Source organism: Bacillus sp. AF62 (assembly GCF_050312695.1).
GTDB classification, from domain to species: domain Bacteria; phylum Bacillota; class Bacilli; order Bacillales; family Bacillaceae_G; genus Bacillus_A; species Bacillus_A cereus.
In genome coordinates this window covers 1-26,264 of the sequence record NZ_JBNPJZ010000003.1, presented here as the reverse complement: position 1 = coordinate 26,264, position 26,264 = coordinate 1, and the positions used below count along the sequence as shown (strand labels likewise).

Below are 26,264 nucleotides of genomic sequence, written 5' to 3'. Positions count from 1 at the left end.
GAAAGTGGGACGTAAGTTTCGCTTTCTAGTCTAAATATAAAATAACCTATATAAACTAAGGAGGAATTTAGAATGGCTAAAGCTAAATTCGAACGTTCTAAACCCCATGTTAACATCGGTACAATCGGCCACGTTGACCATGGTAAAACTACATTAACTGCTGCGATCACTACAGTTCTTGCAAAAGCTGGTGGTGCTGAAGCACGCGGATACGATCAAATCGACGCTGCTCCAGAAGAAAGAGAGCGCGGAATCACAATCTCAACTGCACACGTTGAGTACGAAACTGAAACTCGTCACTATGCACACGTTGACTGCCCAGGTCACGCTGACTATGTTAAAAACATGATCACTGGTGCTGCTCAAATGGACGGCGGTATCTTAGTAGTATCTGCTGCTGATGGCCCAATGCCTCAAACACGTGAGCACATCCTTCTTTCTCGTCAAGTAGGTGTTCCTTACATCGTTGTATTCTTAAACAAATGCGACATGGTAGACGACGAAGAATTATTAGAATTAGTAGAAATGGAAGTTCGTGACCTATTATCTGAATACGGATTCCCAGGCGACGACATTCCTGTAATCAAAGGTTCTGCTCTTAAAGCTCTTCAAGGAGAAGCTGATTGGGAAGCAAAAATCATTGAATTAATGACTGAAGTTGATGCTTACATCCCAACTCCAGAACGTGAAACTGACAAACCATTCTTAATGCCTATCGAGGATGTATTCTCTATCACAGGTCGTGGTACAGTTGCAACTGGTCGTGTAGAGCGCGGAATCGTTAAAGTTGGTGACGTAGTAGAAATCATCGGTCTTGCTGAAGAGAATGCTTCTACAACTGTAACTGGTGTAGAAATGTTCCGTAAACTTCTTGACCAAGCTCAAGCTGGAGACAACATCGGTGCTCTTCTTCGTGGGGTTGCTCGTGAAGACATCCAACGTGGACAAGTTCTTGCTAAAACTGGCTCTGTAAAAGCACACGCTAAATTCAAAGCTGAAGTTTTCGTATTATCTAAAGAAGAAGGTGGACGTCACACTCCATTCTTCGCTAACTACCGTCCTCAGTTCTACTTCCGTACAACTGACGTAACTGGTATCATCCAATTACCAGAAGGTACTGAAATGGTAATGCCTGGTGACAACATCGAAATGACTATCGAACTTATCGCTCCAATCGCTATCGAAGAGGGAACTAAATTCTCTATTCGTGAAGGTGGACGTACAGTAGGTTACGGTGTAGTTGCTACGATCGTTGAGTAATCTTAGCTGATATAAAAAAACCTAAGGGATTTTCCCTTAGGTTTTTTGTTTGCGTTTATATAAAGAAGAAGAGTGTGTTTTTTTGTTTTGACGAGTTTCTTCTATAGTAATATAAAAACAACAAAAGATAATCCAGAAACTGTAAAACGAATTCTGTTAGATGAAAACTTGAAATTCTTTAAAGTGCCATGTATAATAGCGAAAGTAGAGAAAAGCAGATGCAAACAAAAAGATGCTTGCATCTAGACGAATAACATTGTATAATAGACAATGTTGGTCTTTGACTGCGATGAAGTGGAAGGTTGCTGACACACCCGGCCGCTTTGCCATGGCATGGTGTGGGGAAATTTCCATGGAGAAGGTCTATTTTAGAAATAGGCGAACGAAGGAGGGAAAATAATGGCAAAAGAAAAAATTCGTATCCGTTTAAAAGCTTATGATCACCGTATTCTTGATCAATCAGCTGAGAAAATTGTAGAAACAGCTAAGCGTTCTGGGGCAACAGTTTCTGGTCCGATCCCATTACCAACTGAGAAGACTATTTACACAATTCTTCGTGCTGTTCATAAGTACAAAGATTCTCGTGAGCAATTCGAAATGCGCACACACAAACGTTTAATCGATATCGTGAGTCCTACTCCACAAACAGTAGATTCATTAATGCGTTTAGACTTACCGTCTGGTGTAGATATCGAAATCAAACTATAAATTATATAACTTAAAAATGTAGGAGGTGTAACTCATGACCAAAGGAATCTTAGGAAGAAAGATCGGTATGACTCAAGTATTTGCTGAGAACGGTGAGTTAATCCCAGTAACAGTTATCGCTGCTAATCCAAACGTTGTTCTTCAAAAGAAAACAACTGAAACTGATGGCTACAATGCAATCCAGTTAGGATTTGAAGATAAACGTGAAAAGTTAACTAACAAACCTGAACAAGGCCACACTGCTAAAGCATCTACAACTCCTAAGCGCTTCATTCGCGAAATCCGCGATGCAGACGTGGACGGATTAGAGGTTGGTCAAGAGGTAAAAGTTGAAGTTTTCGCTGCAGGTGAAATCGTTGACGTAACAGGAATTTCTAAAGGTAAAGGTTTCCAAGGTGTTATCAAACGCCACGGACAATCTCGCGGACCTATGTCTCATGGTTCTCGCTATCACCGTCGTCCAGGTTCAATGGGCCCAGTTGCTCCGAACCGTGTATTCAAAGGCAAAAAACTTGCTGGACGTATGGGTGGAGACCAAGTTACTATCCAAAACTTAGAAATCGTTCAAGTTGACACTGAGCGCAACTTATTACTAGTAAAAGGTAACGTTCCAGGTGCTAAGAAATCTCTTGTAGTTGTTCAAGGCGCTGTGAAGGTTAGCAAATAATTCACAATAGGAAGGAGGAATTCCAATGCCAAAAGTTACTGTATATAACCAAACTGGTTCACAGGTTGGTGAAATCGAATTAGCTGAAGCTATTTTCGGTATCGAACCAAATGAAGCTGTACTTTTCGAAGCTGTAATGATGCAACGTGCATCTTTACGTCAAGGTACACACAAAGTAAAAACTCGCTCTGAAGTTCGCGGTGGTGGTCGTAAACCATGGCGTCAAAAAGGAACTGGACGTGCTCGTCAAGGGTCTATCCGCTCTCCTCAATGGCGTGGTGGTGGTACGGTATTCGGACCTACACCAAGAAGCTATGCGTACAAACTTCCTAAGAAAGTTCGTCGTTTAGCAATCAAATCTGCATTAGCTACTAAAGTAGTTGAGAACAACATTGTAGTTCTTGAAGACCTAGTGTTAAATGCACCAAAAACAAAAGACATGCTAGCAGTACTTAAAGGATTAACTGTTGAGAAGAAAGCTCTTATCGTAACTGCTGATGCAAACGAATCTGTAGAGTTATCTGCTCGCAATATCCCTGGAGTAACAGTAATCACTGCTGATGGCGTAAACGTTTTAGACGTGCTTCATCATGATAAGCTAATCATGACAAAAGCGGCAGTGGAAAAAGTAGAGGAGGTGCTTGCATAATGAGAGATCCTCGTGATATCATTAAGCGCCCAGTTATCACTGAACGTTCTATGGAAATGATGGCTGAAAAAAAATACACGTTCGATGTGGACGTTAAATCTAATAAAACAGAAGTTAAAGATGCTCTTGAAGCGATCTTTGGTGTTAAAGTAGAAAAAGTGAACATCATGAACTACAAGCCGAAAGCAAAACGCGTTGGTCGTCACGCTGGTTTTACTAGCCGTCGTCGTAAAGCAATCGTTAAGCTAACTGCTGACAGCAAAGAAATCGAAATCTTCCAAGGCGTTTAATTCTTACTAAAGAAGGAGGGAAATTGAGATGGGAATTAAAAAGTATAATCCAACTACTAACGGTCGTCGTAATATGACTACGAATGATTTCGCTGAAATCACGACTGACAGACCCGAAAAGTCATTACTTGCTCCTTTAAGCAAGAAGGCTGGTCGTAATAACCAAGGTAAAATTACTGTACGTCATCAAGGTGGCGGACATAAGCGTCAATACCGTATCATCGACTTTAAGCGTAACAAAGATGGAATTCCAGGACGCGTTGCTACGATCGAATACGATCCAAACCGCTCTGCGAATATCGCATTAATTAACTACGTTGACGGTGAAAAACGTTACATTCTTGCTCCTAAATCTTTAGAAGTAGGTATGGAAGTTATGTCTGGCCCAGAAGCTGACATCAAAATCGGTAACGCATTACCATTAATCAACATTCCAGTAGGTACTGTTGTTCATAACATCGAGCTTAAGCCTGGTCGTGGCGGACAATTAGTTCGTTCTGCTGGTACATCTGCTCAAGTACTTGGTAAAGAAGGTAAATACGTACTTGTACGTTTAACTTCTGGTGAAGTACGTCTTGTATTATCTGCTTGTCGCGCTTCAATCGGTCAAGTAGGTAACGAACAACACGAACTTATTAAAATCGGTAAAGCAGGTCGCTCTCGCTGGTTAGGTAAACGCCCAACAGTTCGTGGTTCTGTAATGAACCCGGTTGATCACCCACACGGTGGTGGTGAAGGACGTTCTCCAATCGGACGTAAGTCTCCAATGTCTCCATGGGGTAAACCAACTCTTGGATTCAAGACTCGTAAGAAAAACAAAGCGTCTGACAAATTCATCGTTCGTCGTCGTAAAAAATAATGGGATTGTAGTACGGTTCATTTCTAGAACCGTACGCCAATCACGAAGGGAGGCACCAAAATGGCTCGTAGCTTAAAAAAAGGACCATTTGTCGATGATCACTTAATGAGCAAAATGGAAAAATTAGTTGCATCTGAGCAAAAACAAGTTGTTAAAACTTGGTCTCGCCGTTCAACAATCTTCCCTCAGTTCATCGGACACACAATCGCTGTATATGATGGTCGTAAACACGTACCTGTGTACATCACTGAGGATATGGTTGGCCATAAGTTAGGTGAATTCGCACCAACTCGTACGTATAAAGGTCACCTTGCTGACGATAAGAAAACTAGAAGATAATGAGAGGAGGCACTTCAATGCAAGCTAAAGCAGTAGCGAGAACAGTTCGTATTGCTCCTCGTAAAGTTCGTTTAGTAGTAGACTTAATCCGAGGTAAGCAAGTGGGTGAAGCGATTGCTATCCTTAACCACACACCAAAAACTGCTTCTCCAGTTGTAGAAAAAGTTTTAAAATCTGCAATCGCAAGTGCAGAGCACAATTATGAGATGGACATTAACAACCTAGTTGTTGAAAAAGTCTTCGTTGACGAAGGTCCAACGTTGAAACGTTTCCGTCCACGTGCAATGGGTCGTGCAAGCCAAATTAACAAACGCACAAGCCACATTACAGTTGTGGTATCAGAAAAGAAGGAGGGATAATCGATGGGTCAAAAGGTTAATCCAATTGGTCTTCGTGTCGGTGTTATCCGTGACTGGGAATCTCGTTGGTTCGCTGAGAAAGATTACGCTACATTATTACATGAAGACATCAAAATCCGTGAGTACATTAATGTACGCTTAAAAGATTCTGCTGTTGCTAAAGTAGAAATCGAACGTGCAGCAAATCGTGTAAATGTTACAATTCACACTGCAAAACCTGGTATGGTAATTGGTAAAGGTGGTACTGAAGTTGAAGCACTTCGTAAAGCTCTTAACCAATTAACAGGCAAGCGTGTACACATCAACATTTTAGAAGTTAAGAGAGCTGATCTTAACGCTAAATTAGTAGGCGAAAACATCGCTCGTCAATTAGAAAACCGTGTATCATTCCGTCGTGCACAAAAGCAAGTTATTCAACGTGCTATGCGTGCAGGTGCTAAAGGTATTAAAACACAGGTTTCTGGTCGTCTTGGCGGAGCTGATATCGCTCGTGCAGAATCTTACAGTGAAGGAACTGTTCCACTTCATACACTTCGCGCTGATATTGACTATGCAGCAGTTGAAGCTGATACAACATACGGTAAATTAGGCGTAAAAGTATGGATCTACCGTGGAGAAGTCCTTCCTACAAAAAAGAAAGCTTCTGAGGAAGGAGGAAAATAATATGTTAATGCCAAAACGCGTAAAATATCGTAGAGAGCATCGTGGTAAAATGCGTGGTCGTGCTAAAGGTGGAACTGAAGTTGCTTTCGGTGAATTCGGTTTACAAGCACAAGCTGCTTCATGGATTACAAACCGTCAAATCGAAGCTGCTCGTCGTGCAATGACTCGTTACATGAAACGTGGCGGTAAAGTATGGATTAAAATTTTCCCTTCTAAACCTTACACTGCAAAACCTCTAGAAGTACGTATGGGTTCCGGTAAAGGGGCACCAGAAGGCTGGGTAGCAGTAGTAAAACCTGGGAAAATTATGTTCGAAATCGCGGGTGTATCTGAAGAGGTAGCACGCGAAGCATTACGTCTTGCAGCTCACAAGTTACCTGTGAAATGTAAATTCGTAAAACGTGAAGAAAATGGTGGTGAATCTAATGAAAACTAATGATATTCGTGAATTAACCACTGCCGAAATCGAAACAAAAGTTAAAGCTTTAAAGGAAGAGTTGTTTAATCTTCGCTTCCAACTTGCTACAGGACAATTAGAGAATCCAACTCGCATTCGTGAAGTGCGTAAAGCAATTGCTCGTATGAAAACTGTAGTTCGTGAAAGAGAGATCGGAATTAATCGATAAATTGAGGGGAGGTTTGCATAGTGAGCGAACGTAACCAACGCAAAGTTTATACTGGTCGTGTAGTGTCTGACAAAATGGACAAAACGATTACAGTTTTAGTTGAAACTTACAAAACTCATTCCTTGTACGGAAAACGTGTTAAGTATTCTAAGAAGTACAAAGCCCATGATGAGCAAAACCAAGCGAAACTTGGCGATATCGTTAAAATCATGGAAACTCGCCCGCTTTCTGCTACTAAGCGTTTCCGTTTAGTTGAAATCGTTGAAGAAGCGGTTATTATCTAAATAGACGAATCGGAATTTTTAGTCCGAAGGGAGGTTTCATAACATGATCCAACAAGAATCTCGTTTGAAAGTTGCTGACAACTCTGGTGCACGTGAACTTTTAACAATTAAAGTATTAGGCGGCTCTGGTCGTAAATATGCTAACATTGGTGACATTATCGTTGCTACGGTAAAACAAGCAACACCAGGTGGCGTTGTTAAAAAAGGTGACGTTGTTAAAGCAGTAGTAGTACGTACGAAGAGCGGAGCTCGTCGTACGGACGGTTCTTACATCAAATTTGATGAAAACGCAGCGGTTATCATTAAAGACGATAAGAGCCCACGTGGTACTCGTATCTTCGGACCAGTAGCTCGTGAATTACGTGATAGCAACTTCATGAAGATCGTTTCTTTAGCTCCAGAAGTTCTATAATTTAAGGTATTGCCTTGCTAAGGAGGTGCAGAATTAAGATGCATGTAAAAAAAGGTGATAAAGTACAGGTAATCACTGGTAAAGACAAAGGAAAACAAGGCGTTATCCTTGTGGCTTTCCCAAAGCAAAACCGTGTTATCGTTGAGGGTGTTAACATCGTTAAAAAACACTCTAAGCCATCTCAATTAAATCCACAAGGTGGAATTATTACTAAAGAAGCACCTATTCACGTTTCTAACGTTATGATTTTAGATCCGAAAACAGGTGAACCTACTCGCGTAGGCTTCAAAGTAGAAGATGGTAAAAAAGTTCGTATTGCAAAAAAATCTGGTGAATTATTAGATAAATAATTTTCTTAAGAAAGGAGGTCACTTCATTGAATCGCCTTAAAGAGAAGTTCCAAAAGGAAATTACTCCTGCTCTAGTGAGCAAGTTTAACTATAAATCTGTGATGGAAGTACCGAAAATCGAAAAGATCGTAATCAACACTGGTGTTGGTGACGCGGTATCTAACTCAAAAGCTTTAGACAATGCAGTAGAAGAATTAACACAAATCGCAGGTCAAAAACCTGTTGTAACTCGTGCTAAAAAATCAATCGCTGGTTTCCGTCTTCGTGAAGGTATGCCAATCGGTGCGAAAGTAACTTTACGCGGCGAGCAAATGTATGAGTTCTTCGACAAATTAGTATCGGTTTCTTTACCACGTGTACGTGATTTCCGTGGTGTTTCTAAGAAATCATTCGATGGTCGTGGGAACTACACATTAGGTGTTAAAGAGCAACTTATCTTCCCTGAGATTGATTATGATAAAGTAAGCAAAGTACGCGGTATGGACATCGTAATCGTTACTACAGCGAAAACTGATGAAGAAGCTCGTGAACTTTTAACACAATTCGGTATGCCATTCCAAAAATAATGGAAGCCAACGCTAAGTAGAGGAGGCGAAAACGTGGCTAAAAAATCTATGATAGCGAAACAAAAGCGTACTCCTAAGTTTAAAGTACAAGAGTATACACGTTGCGAACGCTGCGGTCGTCCGCATTCTGTATACCGCAAATTTAAACTTTGCCGTATTTGTTTCCGTGAACTTGCATATAAAGGTCAAATTCCTGGTGTTAAAAAAGCTAGTTGGTAAAACCCACAAATGGGAAGGAGGTAAAACACATGGTGATGACAGATCCAATTGCAGACATGCTTACTCGCATCCGTAATGCGAACATGGTACGTCATGAGAAATTAGAGGTTCCTGCTTCTAAAATCAAAAAAGAGATCGCTGAACTTTTAAAACGTGAAGGTTTCATTCGTGATGTAGAATACATCGAGGATAACAAACAAGGTATCCTTCGTATTTTCCTGAAATATGGTGCAAACAATGAACGTGTAATCACTGGATTAAAACGTATCAGTAAACCTGGCTTACGCGTTTACGCTAAAGCTGACGAAGTACCACGTGTACTTAACGGATTAGGTATCGCTCTTGTTTCTACATCTAAGGGAGTAATGACAGACAAAGACGCTCGTCAATTACAAACTGGTGGAGAAGTAGTAGCATACGTTTGGTAATATATATTTAAAACGAACGGAGGTGTGACCACATGTCTCGTATTGGTAAAAAGATTCTTGAAATCCCTGCAGGTGTTACTATTACAATTGCAGAAGACAATACTGTAACAGTAAAAGGCCCTAAAGGTGAATTAACTCGTAAATTCAATGCTGATATGTCTATCAAAATTGAAGAAAATACACTAACAGTTGAGCGTCCATCTGAACAGAAGGAACACCGTGCATTACACGGTACAACTCGTGCTTTAATCGGAAACATGGTTGAAGGTGTAACTGCAGGTTTCGCACGCGGACTTGAATTAGTCGGTGTTGGTTACCGTGCTCAAAAACAAGGAGATAAACTTGTTTTAAGCGTAGGTTATTCTCATCCAGTAGAAATGACTCCGGAAGCAGGACTTGAAGTTGAAGTACCTGCACCAACTAAAATCGTAATTAAAGGTATCGACAAGCAACGTGTTGGCGAATTTGCTGCTAACATCCGTGCTGTACGTGCTCCTGAGCCTTACAAAGGTAAAGGTATTCGTTACGAAGGCGAAGTTGTTCGTCGTAAAGAAGGTAAAACTGCTAAGTAAACCCGTTAGGTGAGAGAAAGGAGTGACAAGAAAATGATCACTAAAGCTGATAAAAATGCGACTCGTAAGAAAAGACATGCACGTGTACGTGCTAAACTTACTGGTACTGCAGAGCGTCCACGTTTAAACGTGTTCCGTTCTAACCAACATATTTACGCTCAAGTTATTGATGATGTGAATGGTGTAACGTTAGTAAGTGCATCTACTCTTGATAAAGACCTTGCTCTTAACGGTACTAGCAATACTGAAGCTGCTACGAAAGTTGGAGAATCAGTTGCTAAGCGTGCTGTAGAGAAAGGCGTTAAAGAAGTAGTATTTGATCGCGGTGGTTACTTATACCATGGCCGTGTTAAAGCTCTAGCTGAAGCTGCTCGTGAGGCTGGATTACAATTTTAATGGTCAAAGGAGGGAAAATTGATGCATCGCATTGACCCAAGTAAATTAGAACTTGAAGAACGTGTAGTTACGATAAATCGTGTCGCGAAAGTTGTTAAGGGTGGTCGTCGTTTCCGCTTTGCTGCACTAGTTGTAGTTGGCGATAAAAACGGTCATGTTGGATTCGGTACTGGTAAAGCACAAGAGGTACCAGACGCAATCCGCAAAGCTATCGAAGACGCTAAGAAAAACTTAATCGCTGTACCATTAGTTGGTACAACAATTCCACACACAATCAACGGTCACTTTGGAGCTGGTGAAGTATTCTTAAAACCTGCTGCTGAAGGTACTGGTGTTATTGCTGGTGGACCTGTTCGTGCGGTACTTGAATTAGCTGGTGTACAAGATATTCTTTCGAAATCTCTTGGTTCTAACACACCAATCAACATGATTCGCGCTACTGTGAACGGATTAAGCGAACTTAAGCGCGCTGAAGATGTTGCAAAATTACGCGGTAAATCTGTAGAAGAGCTACTAGGTTAAGGAGGGAAAACAAATGGCGAAAAAGTTAGAAATTACCCTCACTCGTAGTGTAATTGGTCGTCCACAAGATCAACGTGCGACGGTAGAAGCTTTAGGTCTTAAAAAGTTGAATTCAACTGTAGTTAAGGAAGAAACTCCTGCTATTCTTGGTATGATCAACAAAGTTTCTCACCTTTTAACTGTAAAAGAAGCTTAAGGATAACTCATTAATATAAGGAGGTGCCTGGGAATGAAACTTCATGAATTAAAACCTGCAGAAGGTTCTCGTAAAGTACGTAACCGTGTCGGTCGTGGTATCGGTTCTGGTAACGGTAAAACTGCTGGTAAAGGTCATAAAGGACAAAACGCACGTTCTGGTGGCGGTGTTCGTCTTGGCTTCGAAGGTGGTCAAACTCCATTATTCCGTCGTTTACCAAAACGCGGCTTCACAAACATTAACCGTAAAGAGTTTACTATTGTAAACTTATCAACGTTAAATCGTTTTGAAGATGGTACAGAAGTAACACCTGAATTATTGCTGGAAACTGGCGTTATCAGCAAGTTAAACGACGGTGTTAAAATTCTTGCAAGCGGAGCAGTAGAGAAAAAACTAACTGTTAAAGCGCACAAGTTCTCTTCAAGTGCTAAAGAAGCAATTGAAGCAGCTGGCGGATCAGTTGAGGTGATCTAATGTTTCGTACAATCTCCAACTTTATGCGCGTTGCTGAGATAAGACGTAAAATATTATTCACTTTAGCGATGTTAATCGTATTCAGGATTGGCACGTTTATCCCAGTGCCATTTACAAATGGAGACGTACTGAAAGCACAAGACCAATTAAATGCTTTAGGTATTCTAAATACATTTGGCGGTGGCGCCTTGAAAAACTTCTCCATCTTTGCGATGGGAATCATGCCGTATATTACAGCATCCATCATCGTGCAATTATTGCAGATGGATGTTGTTCCTAAATTTTCGGAATGGTCGAAGCAAGGTGAAATGGGCCGTCGTAAACTAACGCAATTCACGCGTTACTTTACAATTGTTCTTGCGTTTATTCAGGGGTTTGGTATGTCAATCGGTTTTAACGGTATGGTAGGTGGGCAATTAATTTTGAATCCTGGTTGGAGCACTTATTTATACATTGCTACGGTACTGACTGCTGGTACTGCATTTTTAATGTGGTTAGGCGAACAGATTACAGCTAAAGGTGTGGGTAATGGTATTTCCATCCTTATCTTTGGCGGTATTGCTGCAGCGATCCCAAGTGTTATATCTCAAGTGTATCAACAACAGTTTCAAAATATCGGAGATCAATTGTTCATGAGTATCGTTAAAGTTGCATTGATTTTACTAGCTGTGCTAGCAGTTATTGTTGGTGTTATTTTCATTCAACAAGCTGTTAGAAAGATCCCAATTCAATACGCGAAGCGTGTAACAGGAGGGAATGGGAATCATGCTGGAGCACAAAACACACATTTACCGCTTAAGGTAAATAGTGCGGGTGTTATTCCAGTCATTTTTGCTGTTTCATTCTTAATTACGCCTCCAACTATTGCACAGTTCTTCCCGAAACATGATGTATCGCAGTGGATTATTGCAAACTTTAACTATTCTCACCCAGTGGGAATGATCATATATGTTGCGCTCATTGTAGCCTTCACATATTTCTATGCGTTTGTTCAGGTTAATCCAGAGCAAATGTCAGAGAATCTAAACAAGCAAGGTGGATATGTTCCAGGTATTCGTCCGGGTAAGAATACAGAACAATATCTAACAAAAATCTTGTATCGTTTGACCTTTGTAGGATCAATTTTCCTAGCAGCGATTGCAATCTTACCAGTTATCTTTACGAAATTGGGAAATCTTCCTCCATCTGCACAGATTGGTGGAACGAGTATGTTAATCGTTGTCGGCGTTGCTTTAGAAACAATGAAGCAGCTAGAAAGCCAACTGGTAAAACGCCATTACAAAGGGTTTATCAAGCAGTGAGTAAGTGGGAAGAACCATCTTCCCTACATGCTCATGTACTGAGGGGGAACAAGGATGAACTTAATTTTAATGGGGCTTCCTGGTGCTGGTAAAGGTACACAAGCCGAACAGATTGTAGCCAAGTATAACATCCCTCACATTTCAACAGGAGATATGTTCCGTGCAGCTATGAAGGCTGAAACTGAAATGGGTCTACAAGCAAAATCTTTTATTGATAAAGGTGCACTTGTTCCAGATGAAGTTACAATCGGAATTGTTCGTGAACGTTTAAGTCAAGAAGACTGCGTAAGAGGTTTCTTACTAGACGGTTTCCCACGAACTGTTGCACAAGCATCAGCTCTTGAAGAGATTATGAAAGATCTTGGCAAAAAAATCGACTATGTTTTAAACATTAATGTGGATTCAGGGTTGTTATTAAAACGCCTTACAGGCCGTCGCATTTGTAAAGAGTGCGGTGCGACTTACCACTTAGAATTCAATCCACCAGCAACAGCTGATGTGTGCGATAAATGTGGTGGCGAATTATACCAACGCTCTGATGACAATGAAGAAACTGTAGCAAATCGTTTAGATGTGAATATTAAGCAAACAAAACCTTTGCTTGATTTCTACGACGAGCTTGGTTACTTAAAAAGCATTAATGGTGAGCAAGATATCAATAAAGTATTTGCTGATATCGATGTTCTCATCGGAGGCTTAGCGTAATGATCATCTGCAAAACTCCTCGCGAGATAGAAATCATGCGAGAAGCTGGCAGAATCGTTGCTTTAACTCATCAAGAGTTGAAACAGCACATTACTCCAGGAATTACAACGAAAGAGCTCGATCAAATAGCGGAAAAGACGATTCAAAAATATGGTGCTACGCCATCTTTTAAAGGATACAACGGATTTCCGGGGAGCATATGTGCTTCTGTAAATGAAGAGCTTGTACACGGAATTCCAGGAAAGCGCAAGCTCAAAGAGGGCGATATCATCAGTATCGATATTGGTGCGAAATACAATGGGTACCATGGAGATTCTGCATGGACGTATCCAGTTGGAAACATTTCTGAATCTGTTCAAAAGCTACTTGATGTCACAGAAAAATCGTTGTATCTTGGTCTAGAACAAGTAAAACCAGGCGAGAGATTATCAAATATCTCACATGCGGTTCAAACCCATGCTGAAGAGAATGGATTCTCGATCGTTAGGGAGTATGTTGGTCACGGAATCGGGCAAGACTTACATGAGGACCCTCAAATCCCGCACTATGGTCCACCAAATAGAGGCCCTAGATTAAAGCCGGGAATGGTCATCTGTGTTGAGCCGATGGTGAATCAAGGAAGACGATATGTAAAAACACTATCTGATGACTGGACAGTGGTAACGGTAGATGGTAAATGGTGTGCCCATTTTGAGCACACGATTGCTCTTACAGAAGCAGGATACGAAATCCTTACCACTTTATAAGTAGCTGGCTCTCCGGGATTTCAGAGCAGTGTAAAATGTTACTGATTTGAAGAAGGGAGAACTATTGAATGGCTAAAGATGATGTAATTGAAGTCGAAGGTACCGTTCTTGAAACGTTGCCAAATGCTATGTTCAAAGTAGAATTAGAGAATGGGCATGTCGTATTGGCTCACGTTTCTGGTAAAATCCGTATGAACTTCATTCGTATTTTACCAGGAGACAAAGTTACGGTAGAATTATCTCCGTACGATTTAAATCGTGGTCGTATTACGTACCGTTTTAAATAATATAGCACTCCGTAATCTTTAAGGAGGTTCGAGACATGAAAGTAAGACCGTCAGTTAAACCAATCTGCGAAAAATGTAAAGTTATTCGTAGACGTGGAAAAGTAATGGTTATTTGTGAAAACCCTAAACATAAACAAAAACAAGGTTAATCAGAAGGAGGTGCATTCAGAATGGCACGTATCGCAGGTGTAGATATTCCTCGAGACAAACGCGTTGTTATTTCTTTAACTTACGTATTCGGCATTGGTCGCACAACTGCTGAAAAAATTCTTACTGAAGCTGGTATTTCTTCAGAAACACGAGTTCGTGATTTAACGGAAGACGAATTAGGACGTATCCGTGATGTTATCGATCGTATTAAAGTTGAGGGAGACCTTCGTCGTGAAGTATCTCTTAACATTAAACGTCTAATGGAGATCGGTTCTTACCGTGGTCTTCGTCACCGTCGTGGTTTACCAGTTCGTGGTCAAAATTCTAAAAACAATGCTCGTACACGTAAAGGTCCACGTCGTACAGTAGCAAATAAAAAGAAATAATAAGTAAAGGAGGTTGAACTAACAATGGCACGTAAAACAAACACTCGTAAAAAACGTGTGAAAAAGAATATCGAAGCTGGTATAGCTCATATTCGTTCTACTTTCAACAACACAATCGTAACACTTACAGATACTCACGGTAACGCGCTTTCTTGGTCTAGTGCTGGTGCACTTGGTTTCCGTGGATCTCGTAAATCTACTCCATTCGCTGCGCAAATGGCTGCTGAAGCTGCTGCTAAAGTTGCAATGGAGCACGGTTTAAAAACTTTAGAGGTTACTGTTAAAGGTCCTGGTGCTGGTCGTGAAGCTGCAATTCGTGCTCTTCAAGCTGCAGGTCTAGAAGTAACAGCAATTAGAGATGTTACTCCAGTTCCTCATAATGGATGTCGTCCGCCAAAACGTCGTCGTGTGTAATTTTTCTGTATAGAATTTTCCCTTTTGTCTATAATGGATATGATGCATTATCGAGAAATTTCGTACAGAAACATCGCTTGTTGTGCACAATCGGGAACTGCCTAAGGGGGACTTTCGGTTAGACAGGGGTTATACCTTTGTTTAACCGGGGTTTCGACGTTTTGAAGGAGGGTTTAGTTAATGATTGAAATCGAAAAGCCGAAAATCGAAACGGTTGAACTTAACGAAGATGCTAAATATGGTAAATTCGTAATTGAACCGCTTGAGCGTGGATATGGTACTACTTTGGGTAACTCCTTACGTCGTATTCTTTTATCCTCACTCCCTGGTGCCGCTGTTACTGCTATCCAAATCGATGGCGTATTACATGAATTTTCAACAGTTGAGGGCGTAGTAGAAGACGTTACGACGATCATCTTAAACTTGAAAAAGTTAGCTCTTAAAATCTACTCTGAAGAAGAGAAGACGTTGGAAATTGATGTGCAGGGCGAAGGTATTGTCACAGCTGCTGATATTACTCACGATAGTGATGTAGAAATCTTAAATCCAGATTTACACATTGCAACGTTAGCAAAAGATGCGCATTTCCGCGTGCGTTTAACTGCAAAGCGTGGCCGTGGGTATACGCCAGCTGATGCAAATAAAAGCGAAGATCAACCAATAGGAGTAATTCCTATTGATTCTATTTATACTCCAGTATCACGTGTGACTTACCAAGTGGAAAAGACACGTGTCGGACAAGTGGCTAATTATGATAAGCTTACGCTTGATGTATGGACGGATGGAAGCATCGGGCCAAAAGAAGCTATCTCTTTAGGTGCCAAAATCTTAACTGAGCATTTAAATATCTTTGTTGGTTTAACTGATGAAGCACAAAATGCTGAGATTATGGTCGAGAAGGAAGAAGATCAAAAAGAGAAAGTTCTTGAGATGACTATCGAAGAACTAGACCTTTCTGTTCGTTCTTATAATTGCCTAAAACGTGCAGGAATTAATACTGTACAAGAGCTTGCGAACAAAACAGAAGAAGATATGATGAAAGTTCGTAACTTAGGACGTAAATCCTTAGAAGAAGTTAAACATAAACTTGAGGAATTAGGTTTAGGTTTACGTAAAGACGACTGAGGATTTAAACCCATGAACAAAGGAGGGAACTACGAATGGCATACAGAAAATTAGGCCGTACAAGTGCGCAACGTAAAGCTATGTTACGTGACTTAGCTACTGATTTAATTATCAACGAGCGCATCCAAACGACAGAAACTCGTGCAAAAGAACTTCGTTCTGTAGTGGAAAAAATGATCACTTTAGGTAAACGCGGAGATCTTCATGCTCGTCGTCAAGCAGCAGCTTTCATTCGCAATGAAGTAGCTAACGCTGAGACTGGTCAAGATGCACTTCAAAAATTATTCGCTGATGTAGCTCCACGCTATGCTGAGCGCCAAGGCGGATACACTCGTATTGCAAAAATTGGTCCACGTCGCGGAGACGCAGCACCAATGGTAATTATCGAGTTAGTATAATGATAATTAAAAGGGCAGGACAGTTCTTTTCAAGAAACTGGTCATGGCCCTTTTTTTTAAATATAAAAATAGGCGAGCTTGGCGAAGGAAAGGGTGCCTTCTATTGAAAAAAGAGAAACTTCGGATAGGAAATATATCATTTCAATATCCTGGGGCAGCCATGTATGCATTAAAAGATGTTTCATTTTCCTTATATGAGGGAGAATGGGTATCTATTATTGGACAAAACGGTTCAGGAAAGTCTACACTTGCAAAATTATTGAATGGTTTGTTTTTGCCGGAAGCAGGGACTATTACAGTAAATGATTCAATGGTTTTATCAGAGGAAACGGTATGGGATGTTCGAAAACAAATTGGAATGGTATTTCAAAATCCAGATAATCAATTTGTTGGAACAACAGTGCAAGATGATGTTGTATTTGGCTTAGAGAATATCGGAATGCCCAGAGAACAAATGATTGAAAGATTAGAACAGGCCTTACGACTTGTCCGTATGGAAGATTTTCTTAATGATGAGCCTCATTCCTTATCTGGTGGGCAAAAGCAGCGAGTGGCAATAGCAGGCGTTTTAGCACTTCAGCCATCTATTTTAATATTAGATGAAGCAACGTCAATGTTAGATCCTCAAGGAAGACGTGAAGTAGTAGAAACGGTTAGACAACTTGTTAATCAAAAAGGTATTACTGTGTTATCAATTACGCACGATTTAGAAGAAGCGGCACAGTCAGATCGTGTCATTATTTTAAATAAGGGAGAAATATTAGAGGAAGGGACTCCAGAGAAAATTTTCAAGTCCTCTCATATGCTCCAAGAAATTGGCTTAGATGTACCGTTTTCGGTGAAAATAGCAGAATTATTAAAAAGAAATGAAATTATTTTGCAAAATACGCATCTTACAATGGAAAGCTTGGTGAACGAACTTTGGAGATTACATTCCAAAAAGTAGAACATCGTTATCAATATAAAACTCCATTTGAAAGACGCGCGCTTTATGATGTAGACGTGTCGTTTCCAAGTGGGGGCTATTATGCCATTATCGGTCATACTGGTTCAGGTAAGTCGACGATGATTCAACATTTAAATGGTTTATTGCAGCCGACAAATGGTACAGTTCAAATTGGTGAACATTTGATTTCGGCAGGAAAGAAAGAAAAAAAGCTAAAGCCACTACGTAAAAAAGTAGGGGTTGTCTTTCAATTCCCAGAACATCAGTTGTTTGAAGAGACTGTGGAGAAAGATATTTGTTTCGGCCCTACTAATTTTGGGGTATCTGTAGAAAAAGCGAAGCAAAAGGCAAGAGAGGCAATTGAACTTGTAGGGTTAGAGCCAGAACTGTTAACACGTTCACCGTTTGAGTTAAGTGGCGGGCAAATGAGGCGTGTTGCGATAGCGGGTGTATTGGCGATGGAACCTGAAGTGCTTGTATTAGATGAACCTACAGCAGGTCTAGATCCAAAAGGGCAGAACGAACTTATGCAGATGTTTTATAAGTTGCATAAGGAGAAGGGGCTTACAGTTATCCTTGTAACGCATAATATGGAGGATGCCGCTCAGTATGCGGAGCAGATTGTAGTTATGCATAAAGGAACGGTCTTTTTGCAAGGAAGTGCAGAGGAAGTATTTTCACATGCTGATGAACTAGAGAAAATTGGTGTGGATCTTCCTATGTCATTAAAGTATAAACGTGCAATTGAAGAGAAGTTTGGTATTTCAATTCCAAAGGCTACCTTATCTTTAGAGGATCTTACTCATGAAGTTGTGCAGGTGTTACGAAAAGGTGGTCATGAATCATGCAGCAGTTGATTATTGGGAGATATATCCCGGGGAATTCACTTATTCATCAACTTGATCCACGTACGAAGCTGCTGATTGTCTTTTTATATGTATTTGTTGTTTTCTTAGCAAATAATGCGATTTCATATGGATTTTTATTTTTATATGCACTCATTGCTTTATTTTTTGCAAAAGTGCCGATTCGTTATGTACTTTCGGGCTTAAAACCAATTTTATGGATTTTTCTTTTTACATTTTTCCTGCATATTTTTACAAATAAAGAGGGGGATGTACTACTCCAGCTTGGTTGGTTTTCGATACATGAAAAAGGATTAGAGCAAGGGATATACATTTCTGTACGATTCTTCGTTATTATTTTAATGACGACATTATTAACGTTAACGACGACACCTATTGAAATTACAGATGGTTTGGAGACGTTATTAAAGCCGTTGAAGCGTATAAAGGTTCCTGTTCATGAAATCGCATTAATGATGTCAATTTCTCTTCGTTTTATTCCGACATTAATGGATGAAACGAGTAAAATAATGAAAGCACAAGCATCACGTGGTATTGATTTCGCTGGGGGACCGATAAAAGATAGAATGAAAGCTATTATCTCACTGCTTGTTCCTCTGTTTATCAGTGCTTTTAAGCGTGCAGAGGACTTAGCTATTGCGATGGAAGCTCGTGGATATCAAAGTGGTGAAGGACGTACTAAATTTAGGCAACTACGCTGGAAAACAAGCGATACAGTAACGATTGTAAGCTTATTTTGTTTAGCTTGTATTTTGGCATGGGTGCGATCGTAATGGAGAATAGAGAAATGGATAGAATAAAATGTACGGTTGCATATGATGGCATGCATTTTTGTGGTTATCAAATTCAGCCGAAGCATCGTACTGTTCAACAGGAGATAGAAAAAGCATTACAGAAATTGCATAAGGGAGAACTTGTTCGTGTTCAGGCATCTGGTAGAACAGATTCTACGGTTCATGCAAAAGGACAAGTCATACACTTTGATACTCCTTTGTCTCTTGAAGAGTGGCAATGGAGTAACGCTTTAAATACAATGTTGCCAGATGATATTGTTATTAGGCAAGTAGAGAAAAAAACAGAAGAATTTCATGCACGTTACGGTGTCGAGAGAAAAGAATATCGTTATCGTGTATTATTATCAAAGACTGCGGATGTATTCCGTAGAAATTACGTATATCAATATCCATATCCGCTCGAAATCAAAAAAATAAGAAAAGCAATTCCGTATTTTATTGGAACGCATGATTTCACTTCTTTTTGTTCGGCAAAAACTGACAAAAAAGATAAAGTGCGAACAATTTATGAAATCGAGTTAATTGAGCAAGACGATGAATTAATTTTTCGTTTTGTAGGTAATGGATTTTTATATAATATGGTCAGAATTATTGTTGGTACGTTACTTAACGTAGGGCAAGGAAAGCTTGATCCTGATAGCATTCCAGAGATTTTAGCGAAACAAAATCGTCAGTTTGCTGGAAAGATGGCTCCAGGTCATGGGCTTTACCTATGGGAGGTAAACTATAACAACTAATCCTGGTGTAACATTTGCTTGACATTAGAAACTCAAAAGTATATCATAACATATGGTATTGTTTCTAAAACCACGATTAGCCCCGGAAGGAAATCGTGTTTAAGATAAACAATAGATTTTTTCTATGGAAAAGATAACGAGGAGGGAAACACATGCGTACGACTTTTATGGCAAAAGCTAACGAAGTTGAGCGTAAATGGTATGTGGTTGATGCTGAAGGTCAAACTTTAGGTCGCCTATCTACTGAAGTAGCATCCATTTTACGTGGTAAAAACAAACCTACATTTACACCACACGTTGACACGGGTGATCATGTAATTATTATTAACGCTGAGAAAATTCATTTAACAGGTAATAAATTAAACGATAAAATTTACTACCGTCACACTAACCACCCAGGTGGACTTAAGCAAAGAACAGCTCTTGAAATGCGTACAAACTACCCTGTACAAATGTTAGAGCTTGCAATTAAAGGCATGCTTCCAAAAGGACGCTTAGGCCGTCAAGTTTCTAAGAAACTTAACGTGTATGCTGGAGCAGAGCATCCACACCAAGCACAAAAACCAGAAGTTTACGAACTTCGCGGATAATTAATTAAAGGAGGGCTTACTTTGGCACAGGTTCAATACTATGGCACTGGACGTCGTAAGAGTTCAGTAGCGCGCGTACGCCTAGTTCCAGGCGAAGGACGCGTTATCATTAACGGTCGTGATTTTGAAAACTATATCCCATTTGCTGCATTACGTGAAGTAGTGAAACAACCTCTAGTTGCAACAGAAACTTTAGGTAACTACGATGTACTTGTAAACGTAAATGGTGGTGGATACACTGGTCAAGCTGGTGCTATTCGTCACGGTATTTCTCGCGCTTTATTAAAAGCTGATCCAGAATACCGTCTAACACTAAAACGTGCAGGTCTATTAACTCGTGACGCACGTATGAAAGAGCGTAAAAAATACGGTCTTAAAGGCGCACGTCGTGCACCTCAGTTCTCAAAACGTTAATTTTTGCGAACTACAAACCCCAACCATTTTGGTTGGGGTTTTTTTATGTTTCATTCCTCTTTTGTAATTTTTATAGCTTGGAATATTTTAGTGCTACCGCCGCGCGTATGCTTCTTCTTTAGAAGTTTAGACTAATACGTATTAGGGAGGTTTATAAGTACTATGAATGTCATTGTCAGCTTACAAGAAAAACAAAAAGAAAAGCAGTTAAAATACGAGCGGAAGATGTTGCGGGAATTATCATTAAAAACATTACGTTCAAATATTCGTGATGCCTTTCAAATGCAAGAGCTTCATCGTCAGTATGAAGATTACTGTATTGAATTAGGGATAGAATCTTATTTATTAGGAGCGAGATATAGTAAATTTGGTTATTATGGTGAATCGTTTTTTGATGTGAAATATAGAGCTTTAGAAGAAGAACAACAATTAACTGAAACGCTATTTCAATTTTTAACGAGTATGACTATGCGAGAAATAAAGTTGAAAGATGAGGAATTACTTTTTGAATCTTGTCAGCAGTTTATAGGATTGTGGTGGCAAGAAGGGTATGAAAAAGGTGAAAGAAGATATCGATTAAAGCTTCATTAAGACAAGCATAAACTTTCCTCTTGTCCCATATAAGTAATTAGAGGGACTAGCTGGAGGAGGAAAGGTATGAAGAGAATTCGAATTATCTCTTTTGCACTCGCTGCGGTTGTATTGTTTTTTTTAGTCAAACAAGAATTTCAAATTACAAAATCGTGGCGAGCTTGGAATTTACCCTTATCAGGGAAAGTAATTGTATTAGATGCTGGTCATGGTGGACCAGATGGAGGGGCTGTTGGAGGAAAGGATATTATAGAAAAGGATATTACGCTTGAAATTACAAAAAAGGTACAAGACTATTTACAAGAACAAGGTGCACTAGTTATTTTAACGCGTGAGGGAGATTATGATTTAGCTAACAAAGATACAAAGTCATATAGTAGACGTAAAGCAGAGGATTTAAAAAAACGTGTAGAAATCATCAATAAACCTGATGTAGACTTTTTTGCAAGTATTCATTTAAATGCTTTAACTAGTAGTGGATCGAAGGGCGCACAAACGTTCTATTACCGCTCTTCAATTGAAAATGAACGTGCTGCAAAATTTATACAGGCTGAATTGAGAACAAGTTTAGAGAACACGAATCGTTCTGCTAAGACAATTTCGCATGTGTATTTATTAAAGTATTCTAAAACACCAGGTGCTTTAATTGAAGCCGGCTTTTTATCGAATGTGAACGAAAGGTATATGTTAAATTCGGAGAAATATCAGCAAAAGGTAGCGGCTGCAATATACCGGGGTATATTACGCTATTTCACGGAAAAAGGAAATCCTCCAGAATAAGGAGGATTTTTTTGAGTTTCTCTCGTTAACGAAGTTTTCGGAAAATATGTTATACTGGAAATGTAAACGCATTTATTTCAAGAATAAGCAGAGATAAATTCAATTAACATTACGTTATTTTTCATACAGGGGGCTGGGCTAATTATGGTAACGAAAGAACAAGTGGTTGAAGCGTTAGAAGGGATTGTAGATCCGTTTTTACATAAAACATTAAAAGAAACAAGTGCAATTAAAGAGGTAACAGTCAAGCCTGAGAAGGAACATGTGAGTGTCAAAATTGCAATCGTAAAAACTGGTACAGCGGAACAAATGCAGTTGCAGTCTGGAATTGTAAAGTTATTAAAAGAACTTGGAGCAGCAACAGTTGGACTTCGTTTTGCAGAATTTACAGAAGAGGAATTAGCTCAGTTTGCACCAGAACAAGAAGCAGAGCAAAGTGAATCTTTATTGTCACCAAATTCAAAAACGACATTCTTAGCAGTAGCGAGTGGAAAAGGTGGCGTGGGAAAATCAACCGTTTCCGTTAACCTTGCAGTTGCTTTAGCTCGTTTAGGAAAAAAAGTTGGTATTATTGATGCGGACATTTACGGTTTTAGTGTGCCAGACATGATGGGGATAGAAAAACGTCCCATCGTAAGAGGTGATAAGATAATTCCGGTGGAACGTTTAGGTGTAAAGGTAATCTCAATGGGCTTCTTTGTAGAGGATAATGCACCAGTTATTTGGAGAGGACCTATGCTTGGGAAAATGTTAAACCACTTCTTCACAGAAGTAGAATGGGGCGATTTAGATTATTTAGTATTAGATTTGCCACCAGGCACAGGTGATATTGCGTTAGATGTGCACTCAATGTTGCCATCTTGCAAAGAGATTATTGTAACGACGCCGCATCCAACAGCTGCGTTTGTAGCAGCGCGTGCTGGAGCGATGGCATTACGCACTGAACATAGTATTCTCGGTGTTGTTGAGAACATGGCATATTTTGAAAGTAAGGTAACTGGTGAGAAAGAATATGTATTTGGAAGAGGTGGGGGAGATAAGTTAGCTACCGAACTACAAACAAATGTTCTTGGGCGTATTCCACTGCAACAACCCGATTGGAATAAAGAAGACTTTGCTCCTTCGGTATATGAAGATACACATACAACCGGCATTATTTATAGTAAAATAGCTGAAACAGTAATTGATAAAACAGCTGTTACACAAAAATAAAGCGAAACTTTAATCAGTGGGGCTCATCTGTTACTGGCAACAACTAGTAAACCTTTCGCTTAACTAGAGGGCCATTTTGTCTGTTAATAGCAAGATAAAGTAATAACGAGTGGACAATTTATACATTGTCCACTCGTTATTATAGTTATTATTTTTACTGTTCTTCCTTCTTCTCGCCTTGAGAACCGCCGTCACCGCCTGCTTCTTTCTTATCAGATCCACCTTTTTCAGCCTTTTGTACACCTTTACTAATGATATCAATCATCTTGGCTTGGAAGAGTGGACTTTCAGTAGTTTCTGTTAGTACTTGTTGTAGATATTGACGGTATTCTTTACTCTTCATTGTTTGTAACATCATTTTTTCTACTTCAGGATTTTTCATAATTTCTATAACGCCTGCTTGGTATTCAGGGTCTTTTAATAAGGTTTTCATTAATTGGGTTTGTTCTTTCCCCATACTTTTAGCAAACTTTGATGAGAACTCAGGATCTTTAAAGAGCTTTTCCCAGAATTGTTGCCCTTTATCGGATACCATGGCATCTTCAATCGTTTTCTTTACTACTGTTTCATCTAGTATGAGTGCTTGTTTCATTTTTTCATCAGTTAATACATCTTGAATAGCTTTCTTACCTTGATCTGTTTTTAAAATATCAACAATCATTTTCTTTGTTTGATCGTAATCTAGTTCGGATTTCGTTTCTTTTCCTTGTGCGCATGCTACAAGTGCGATAAGTAGAAAAGAAGAAACGAAAATGAATAGTATCCGTTTCATAAGTTGGAACTCCTTTCAGCACAGTTCTCTCTTTTTAATATAAATATCTTTAAGGAATTTATACATGAACATGGCTAGCTTTTTGAAATTGTCATTGATACAATTTAATTAGAAATATAAGGATAATGGGGGATGTGTTGTGAATAGCCGCAAGTGGGTACGACTATTTTTAACGACGTTGTTTCTTGGTGGGATTAGCACAGTTATTATTGGTTTTGTTTTGGAGTGGGACAGGTACAATGAATTTTTTCAAAATTTCGACGTTAAGGAGATTTTAGCGGTATCTTTCTGGTTGATGGGTGTAGGATTTATTTTTAGCGTTATAAGTCAAATGGGATTCTTTGCATATTTAACAATCCATCGTTTTGGACTAGGGATGTTTCGCTCATCGTCTTTATGGAATGCAGTCCAGCTCTTTTTTATTGCATTCGTATTATTTGATTTTGTGTATTTAAGATCTGTACTTATTGCAAATGGAGAAATCTCATTGGGGAATAACATACTTGTTGCTGGAATTTTATTTGTGTTTGGAGCAATTGTTGCTTATGTAAAAAGTAAAGAAACAAATAAAAAAGCATTTGTGCCAGCTCTGTTCTTTATGGTTGTTGTAACGATTCTTGAATGGGTACCGGCGCTTCGGATTAATGATACAGATTGGTTATATTTAATGGTTATACCGCTATTGTTATGTAATGCATATCAATTACTTGTATTACATCGTTTAATCGGAAAAACGAGTAAATCTGCTTAATAGAGAGAGGTTTTATATATCAGCAGTTATATTACTGGAAATGGTGTGATTAAAAAAGCTCTACCACCTTTTTGAAAGGTAGTAGAGCTTTTTATACGTGAAGAGTAGTAGGGACGAAGCTATTTCACATCTTCACTTTTCGTACTTGTGTTGGAAATAAGTTGTGATACGGATATTTGCTCATATCCATCACTTTTTAATTTTTGCAGGAGCAGCGGTAAAGCTCTATTTGTTTGAAGGGCAGAATCGGATGCGTGTAATAAGACAATATCTCCACCTTTCAAATTATTAGAGACGGTGGAAACGATGTGATTTACACCTGGGTTTTTCCAATCGTTGGAATTATTACTCCAATGCACGACGGTGTATCCAAGTGATTCTGCAATTTTAAGGGTTACCTTGTTAAATTCGCCACTAGGTGGACGTAACAGCTTGACTTGTTTTACCCCAAGTTTTGTAAAAACATCTTGTGCTCGTAAAAGGTCTCGTCTTATTTCGTTCGTCTCTAGAGAAGTATAGGATGTGTAATTGTAACCCATACTACCAATTTCGTGTCCATCTTTCATGATGCGCTCTACAATATCGGGGTGTCTTTCGGCCCATGCAGCAGAAAGGAAGAAGGTTGCATTCTTAATTTGTCTTTCTTTAAGAGTATCAAGGATTGGAATTGCTTTTTTGTCTCCCCAACTAATATCAAACGTAAATGCAACTTGCTTTTTAGCGGTATCTCCTTTGTAAATTACTTTAGGACCTGTAGCAGTTGAAAAAGCAGATTCATGTGAATATGTTTTTAAAAAGAGTAGCCATGCTGTAAATAAGGAAAGTATCACTATTAAGCTAATGTGTTTAAAAGTTCTCTTACTCGTAATAAAAAAGAAAAACATAATATTACGCCCCTTTGTCCAATCCTTTTCAGTTACATATATGCTGTAAATATAAAAAAGAGAACAAAGGATTAATATCGTAAGTAGTGGATATAATGAATGATAGGATTGTAATAAGTGAAAATGAGCGAAACGTTTATTGTTACGTAAGGAATTATTGAGGTGATCATTTGCTTGGGCTGATGTTGACAAAAGAAGAGAGAAAAGAGATGGAATACATATTAAAGAGAGAGTTAGAGGAACTTTTATTTGATTTTGAAGATGAGCGTATTCATGAAGTTGTAAAAAAGGCGATGGAAGAAAGATATAAAATCATTTTTTGTTTATTTCGGAGAGTTGCTAACGCAGAGGAATGTATTTGTTATGTAAGAAAAAGAACTTTTTATTAAAAAGTGTTGACGTTAATAGTTTGTATATGGTAAATTAATAAACGTCGCTGATGCGGAAACGCAGAAAACGACAAAAAAGAAATTGAAAAACTTAGTTGACATCGAAAAACGAAGATGTTAACATAAGGAAGTCGCAAATGAGCGACCAAGTAGTTCTTTGAAAACTGAACGAAACAAACAACGTGAA

The 26,264-nt window shown here is 39.2% G+C and carries 44 protein-coding genes; 42 read left to right on the top strand and 2 right to left on the bottom strand.

Annotation, left to right across the window (positions count from 1 at the left end; genetic code table 11):
* Positions 1 to 72: 72 nt before the first annotated feature.
* The 40 genes from tuf to ACQRBL_RS00375 all read left to right on the top strand — a co-directional run bounded on the left by tuf (position 73) and on the right by ACQRBL_RS00375 (position 23,281).
* Positions 73 to 1,260 carry an elongation factor Tu gene (gene tuf / locus ACQRBL_RS00570; RefSeq protein ID WP_001029617.1) on the top strand — a complete coding sequence of 396 codons (1,188 nt, stop codon included), beginning with the start codon at positions 73 to 75 and terminating at the stop codon, positions 1,258 to 1,260.
* Between the two features lie 399 nt (positions 1,261 to 1,659).
* Complete coding sequence (gene rpsJ / locus ACQRBL_RS00565) at positions 1,660 to 1,968, top strand: 30S ribosomal protein S10 (RefSeq protein ID WP_001040595.1); 309 nt, start codon at positions 1,660 to 1,662, stop codon at positions 1,966 to 1,968.
* 34 nt (positions 1,969 to 2,002) lie between these two features.
* Positions 2,003 to 2,635, top strand: a complete 633-nt coding sequence (gene rplC / locus ACQRBL_RS00560) for a 50S ribosomal protein L3 (RefSeq protein WP_000160209.1) — start codon at positions 2,003 to 2,005, stop codon at positions 2,633 to 2,635.
* 25 nt (positions 2,636 to 2,660) lie between these two features.
* Complete coding sequence (gene rplD, locus ACQRBL_RS00555) at positions 2,661 to 3,284, top strand: 50S ribosomal protein L4 (RefSeq protein ID WP_001127258.1); 624 nt, start codon at positions 2,661 to 2,663, stop codon at positions 3,282 to 3,284.
* Complete coding sequence (rplW, locus tag ACQRBL_RS00550; RefSeq protein WP_001205558.1) at positions 3,284 to 3,574, top strand: 50S ribosomal protein L23; 291 nt, start codon at positions 3,284 to 3,286, stop codon at positions 3,572 to 3,574. Before rplD ends, rplW begins: the two co-directional genes overlap by 1 nt.
* A 28-nt stretch (positions 3,575 to 3,602) precedes the next feature.
* Positions 3,603 to 4,433 carry a 50S ribosomal protein L2 gene (rplB, locus tag ACQRBL_RS00545; RefSeq protein WP_000511583.1) on the top strand — a complete coding sequence of 277 codons (831 nt, stop codon included), beginning with the start codon at positions 3,603 to 3,605 and terminating at the stop codon, positions 4,431 to 4,433.
* A 60-nt stretch (positions 4,434 to 4,493) separates the two neighbouring features.
* Entirely contained in the window at positions 4,494 to 4,772 is a 279-nt protein-coding gene (rpsS, locus tag ACQRBL_RS00540; RefSeq protein WP_000124454.1) for a 30S ribosomal protein S19, read from the top strand.
* Positions 4,773 to 4,789: 17 nt separating this feature from the next.
* Positions 4,790 to 5,131 carry a 50S ribosomal protein L22 gene (gene rplV / locus ACQRBL_RS00535; RefSeq protein WP_411996359.1) on the top strand — a complete coding sequence of 114 codons (342 nt, stop codon included), beginning with the start codon at positions 4,790 to 4,792 and terminating at the stop codon, positions 5,129 to 5,131.
* 3 nt (positions 5,132 to 5,134) lie between these two features.
* Positions 5,135 to 5,794 carry a 30S ribosomal protein S3 gene (gene rpsC / locus ACQRBL_RS00530; RefSeq protein ID WP_000529956.1) on the top strand — a complete coding sequence of 220 codons (660 nt, stop codon included), beginning with the start codon at positions 5,135 to 5,137 and terminating at the stop codon, positions 5,792 to 5,794.
* Position 5,795: 1 nt separating this feature from the next.
* Positions 5,796 to 6,230, top strand: a complete 435-nt coding sequence (gene rplP / locus ACQRBL_RS00525; RefSeq protein WP_000928971.1) for a 50S ribosomal protein L16 — start codon at positions 5,796 to 5,798, stop codon at positions 6,228 to 6,230.
* Positions 6,220 to 6,420 carry a 50S ribosomal protein L29 gene (rpmC, locus tag ACQRBL_RS00520; RefSeq protein WP_000855718.1) on the top strand — a complete coding sequence of 67 codons (201 nt, stop codon included), beginning with the start codon at positions 6,220 to 6,222 and terminating at the stop codon, positions 6,418 to 6,420. The genes rplP and rpmC overlap by 11 nt, the downstream gene beginning before the upstream one ends.
* A 20-nt stretch (positions 6,421 to 6,440) precedes the next feature.
* On the top strand, positions 6,441 to 6,704 hold the full coding sequence (rpsQ, locus tag ACQRBL_RS00515) for a 30S ribosomal protein S17 (protein ID WP_000004106.1): 264 nt from the start codon (positions 6,441 to 6,443) through the stop codon (positions 6,702 to 6,704).
* A gap of 43 nt (positions 6,705 to 6,747) precedes the next feature.
* Positions 6,748 to 7,116 (top strand): 50S ribosomal protein L14, encoded by a 369-nt coding sequence (gene rplN / locus ACQRBL_RS00510; RefSeq protein ID WP_061129083.1) that lies wholly within the window; start codon positions 6,748 to 6,750, stop codon positions 7,114 to 7,116.
* A 38-nt stretch (positions 7,117 to 7,154) separates the two neighbouring features.
* Complete coding sequence (gene rplX, locus ACQRBL_RS00505) at positions 7,155 to 7,466, top strand: 50S ribosomal protein L24 (RefSeq protein ID WP_000558200.1); 312 nt, start codon at positions 7,155 to 7,157, stop codon at positions 7,464 to 7,466.
* Between the two features lie 26 nt (positions 7,467 to 7,492).
* Complete coding sequence (rplE, locus tag ACQRBL_RS00500; RefSeq protein ID WP_001080829.1) at positions 7,493 to 8,032, top strand: 50S ribosomal protein L5; 540 nt, start codon at positions 7,493 to 7,495, stop codon at positions 8,030 to 8,032.
* A 33-nt stretch (positions 8,033 to 8,065) separates the two neighbouring features.
* Positions 8,066 to 8,251, top strand: coding sequence for a 30S ribosomal protein S14 (gene rpsN, locus ACQRBL_RS00495; protein ID WP_001085700.1), 186 nt, complete (start codon positions 8,066 to 8,068; stop codon positions 8,249 to 8,251).
* Between the two features lie 29 nt (positions 8,252 to 8,280).
* The gene (rpsH, locus tag ACQRBL_RS00490) at positions 8,281 to 8,679 is read left to right on the top strand and encodes a 30S ribosomal protein S8 (RefSeq protein WP_000245511.1); all 399 of its coding nucleotides are present in this window, start codon (positions 8,281 to 8,283) and stop codon (positions 8,677 to 8,679) included.
* Between the two features lie 32 nt (positions 8,680 to 8,711).
* Positions 8,712 to 9,251, top strand: a complete 540-nt coding sequence (gene rplF / locus ACQRBL_RS00485) for a 50S ribosomal protein L6 (RefSeq protein WP_000086551.1) — start codon at positions 8,712 to 8,714, stop codon at positions 9,249 to 9,251.
* A gap of 33 nt (positions 9,252 to 9,284) precedes the next feature.
* Positions 9,285 to 9,647 carry a 50S ribosomal protein L18 gene (rplR, locus tag ACQRBL_RS00480; RefSeq protein ID WP_000628818.1) on the top strand — a complete coding sequence of 121 codons (363 nt, stop codon included), beginning with the start codon at positions 9,285 to 9,287 and terminating at the stop codon, positions 9,645 to 9,647.
* A 21-nt stretch (positions 9,648 to 9,668) separates the two neighbouring features.
* Entirely contained in the window at positions 9,669 to 10,169 is a 501-nt protein-coding gene (gene rpsE, locus ACQRBL_RS00475; RefSeq protein ID WP_000554646.1) for a 30S ribosomal protein S5, read from the top strand.
* Between the two features lie 13 nt (positions 10,170 to 10,182).
* Positions 10,183 to 10,365, top strand: a complete 183-nt coding sequence (rpmD, locus tag ACQRBL_RS00470; protein ID WP_001085233.1) for a 50S ribosomal protein L30 — start codon at positions 10,183 to 10,185, stop codon at positions 10,363 to 10,365.
* Positions 10,366 to 10,398: 33 nt separating this feature from the next.
* Positions 10,399 to 10,839 (top strand): 50S ribosomal protein L15, encoded by a 441-nt coding sequence (gene rplO, locus ACQRBL_RS00465; RefSeq protein WP_000766083.1) that lies wholly within the window; start codon positions 10,399 to 10,401, stop codon positions 10,837 to 10,839.
* On the top strand, positions 10,839 to 12,140 hold the full coding sequence (gene secY, locus ACQRBL_RS00460; protein WP_000490118.1) for a preprotein translocase subunit SecY: 1,302 nt from the start codon (positions 10,839 to 10,841) through the stop codon (positions 12,138 to 12,140). The genes rplO and secY overlap by 1 nt, the downstream gene beginning before the upstream one ends.
* Positions 12,141 to 12,194: 54 nt before the next feature.
* On the top strand, positions 12,195 to 12,845 hold the full coding sequence (locus ACQRBL_RS00455) for an adenylate kinase (RefSeq protein WP_001048997.1): 651 nt from the start codon (positions 12,195 to 12,197) through the stop codon (positions 12,843 to 12,845).
* Positions 12,845 to 13,591, top strand: a complete 747-nt coding sequence (gene map / locus ACQRBL_RS00450) for a type I methionyl aminopeptidase (protein WP_000582539.1) — start codon at positions 12,845 to 12,847, stop codon at positions 13,589 to 13,591. The genes ACQRBL_RS00455 and map overlap by 1 nt, the downstream gene beginning before the upstream one ends.
* A 68-nt stretch (positions 13,592 to 13,659) precedes the next feature.
* Entirely contained in the window at positions 13,660 to 13,878 is a 219-nt protein-coding gene (gene infA / locus ACQRBL_RS00445) for a translation initiation factor IF-1 (RefSeq protein ID WP_001029884.1), read from the top strand.
* Positions 13,879 to 13,913: 35 nt separating this feature from the next.
* Positions 13,914 to 14,027: a 50S ribosomal protein L36 gene (rpmJ, locus tag ACQRBL_RS00440; protein ID WP_000868344.1), complete on the top strand. Its 114-nt coding sequence runs from the start codon at positions 13,914 to 13,916 to the stop codon at positions 14,025 to 14,027.
* Positions 14,028 to 14,048: 21 nt separating this feature from the next.
* On the top strand, positions 14,049 to 14,414 hold the full coding sequence (gene rpsM, locus ACQRBL_RS00435) for a 30S ribosomal protein S13 (protein ID WP_000090792.1): 366 nt from the start codon (positions 14,049 to 14,051) through the stop codon (positions 14,412 to 14,414).
* Between the two features lie 24 nt (positions 14,415 to 14,438).
* On the top strand, positions 14,439 to 14,828 hold the full coding sequence (rpsK, locus tag ACQRBL_RS00430) for a 30S ribosomal protein S11 (RefSeq protein WP_000101797.1): 390 nt from the start codon (positions 14,439 to 14,441) through the stop codon (positions 14,826 to 14,828).
* Between the two features lie 180 nt (positions 14,829 to 15,008).
* Complete coding sequence (locus ACQRBL_RS00425; protein WP_000569643.1) at positions 15,009 to 15,953, top strand: DNA-directed RNA polymerase subunit alpha; 945 nt, start codon at positions 15,009 to 15,011, stop codon at positions 15,951 to 15,953.
* A gap of 35 nt (positions 15,954 to 15,988) precedes the next feature.
* Positions 15,989 to 16,351 carry a 50S ribosomal protein L17 gene (gene rplQ / locus ACQRBL_RS00420; RefSeq protein ID WP_000331490.1) on the top strand — a complete coding sequence of 121 codons (363 nt, stop codon included), beginning with the start codon at positions 15,989 to 15,991 and terminating at the stop codon, positions 16,349 to 16,351.
* 103 nt (positions 16,352 to 16,454) lie between these two features.
* Positions 16,455 to 17,297: an energy-coupling factor ABC transporter ATP-binding protein gene (locus ACQRBL_RS00415; RefSeq protein ID WP_141544601.1), complete on the top strand. Its 843-nt coding sequence runs from the start codon at positions 16,455 to 16,457 to the stop codon at positions 17,295 to 17,297.
* Positions 17,273 to 18,154 (top strand): energy-coupling factor ABC transporter ATP-binding protein, encoded by an 882-nt coding sequence (locus ACQRBL_RS00410; RefSeq protein WP_098685529.1) that lies wholly within the window; start codon positions 17,273 to 17,275, stop codon positions 18,152 to 18,154. The genes ACQRBL_RS00415 and ACQRBL_RS00410 overlap by 25 nt, the downstream gene beginning before the upstream one ends.
* Positions 18,142 to 18,936, top strand: a complete 795-nt coding sequence (locus ACQRBL_RS00405) for an energy-coupling factor transporter transmembrane component T family protein (protein ID WP_001186530.1) — start codon at positions 18,142 to 18,144, stop codon at positions 18,934 to 18,936. The genes ACQRBL_RS00410 and ACQRBL_RS00405 overlap by 13 nt, the downstream gene beginning before the upstream one ends.
* A 14-nt stretch (positions 18,937 to 18,950) precedes the next feature.
* A complete protein-coding gene (truA, locus tag ACQRBL_RS00400) occupies positions 18,951 to 19,694 on the top strand; it encodes a tRNA pseudouridine(38-40) synthase TruA (protein ID WP_015055073.1) in 744 nt (247 codons plus the stop codon).
* A 152-nt stretch (positions 19,695 to 19,846) separates the two neighbouring features.
* Entirely contained in the window at positions 19,847 to 20,284 is a 438-nt protein-coding gene (gene rplM / locus ACQRBL_RS00395; RefSeq protein WP_001260795.1) for a 50S ribosomal protein L13, read from the top strand.
* A 21-nt stretch (positions 20,285 to 20,305) separates the two neighbouring features.
* Positions 20,306 to 20,698, top strand: a complete 393-nt coding sequence (gene rpsI, locus ACQRBL_RS00390) for a 30S ribosomal protein S9 (protein ID WP_000079986.1) — start codon at positions 20,306 to 20,308, stop codon at positions 20,696 to 20,698.
* Positions 20,699 to 20,860: 162 nt separating this feature from the next.
* Positions 20,861 to 21,289, top strand: a complete 429-nt coding sequence (locus tag ACQRBL_RS00385) for a DUF2521 family protein (protein ID WP_001101005.1) — start codon at positions 20,861 to 20,863, stop codon at positions 21,287 to 21,289.
* A gap of 66 nt (positions 21,290 to 21,355) precedes the next feature.
* Positions 21,356 to 22,069: an N-acetylmuramoyl-L-alanine amidase CwlD gene (gene cwlD / locus ACQRBL_RS00380; RefSeq protein WP_000822439.1), complete on the top strand. Its 714-nt coding sequence runs from the start codon at positions 21,356 to 21,358 to the stop codon at positions 22,067 to 22,069.
* 144 nt (positions 22,070 to 22,213) lie between these two features.
* Entirely contained in the window at positions 22,214 to 23,281 is a 1,068-nt protein-coding gene (locus ACQRBL_RS00375; RefSeq protein WP_000256623.1) for an Mrp/NBP35 family ATP-binding protein, read from the top strand.
* A 154-nt stretch (positions 23,282 to 23,435) separates the two neighbouring features.
* Here ACQRBL_RS00375 and gerD read toward each other — a convergent pair whose 3' ends face one another.
* The gene (gene gerD / locus ACQRBL_RS00370; RefSeq protein WP_000821602.1) at positions 23,436 to 24,053 is read right to left on the bottom strand and encodes a spore germination lipoprotein GerD; all 618 of its coding nucleotides are present in this window, start codon (positions 24,051 to 24,053) and stop codon (positions 23,436 to 23,438) included.
* Between the two features lie 139 nt (positions 24,054 to 24,192).
* Here gerD and kbaA point away from each other — a divergent pair, with 139 nt between their 5' ends.
* Positions 24,193 to 24,804 (top strand): KinB signaling pathway activation protein KbaA, encoded by a 612-nt coding sequence (kbaA, locus tag ACQRBL_RS00365; RefSeq protein ID WP_001088531.1) that lies wholly within the window; start codon positions 24,193 to 24,195, stop codon positions 24,802 to 24,804.
* Positions 24,805 to 24,923: 119 nt separating this feature from the next.
* Here the strand turns inward: kbaA and pdaB are convergent, their stop codons facing one another.
* Positions 24,924 to 25,688, bottom strand: coding sequence for a polysaccharide deacetylase family sporulation protein PdaB (gene pdaB / locus ACQRBL_RS00360; protein WP_000464718.1), 765 nt, complete (start codon positions 25,686 to 25,688; stop codon positions 24,924 to 24,926).
* Positions 25,689 to 25,858: 170 nt separating this feature from the next.
* On the opposite strand from pdaB, the gene ACQRBL_RS00355 reads away from it, so the two are divergent.
* On the top strand, positions 25,859 to 26,077 hold the full coding sequence (locus tag ACQRBL_RS00355) for a hypothetical protein (RefSeq protein WP_256425969.1): 219 nt from the start codon (positions 25,859 to 25,861) through the stop codon (positions 26,075 to 26,077).
* The last annotated feature ends 187 nt before the right edge of the window (positions 26,078 to 26,264 follow it).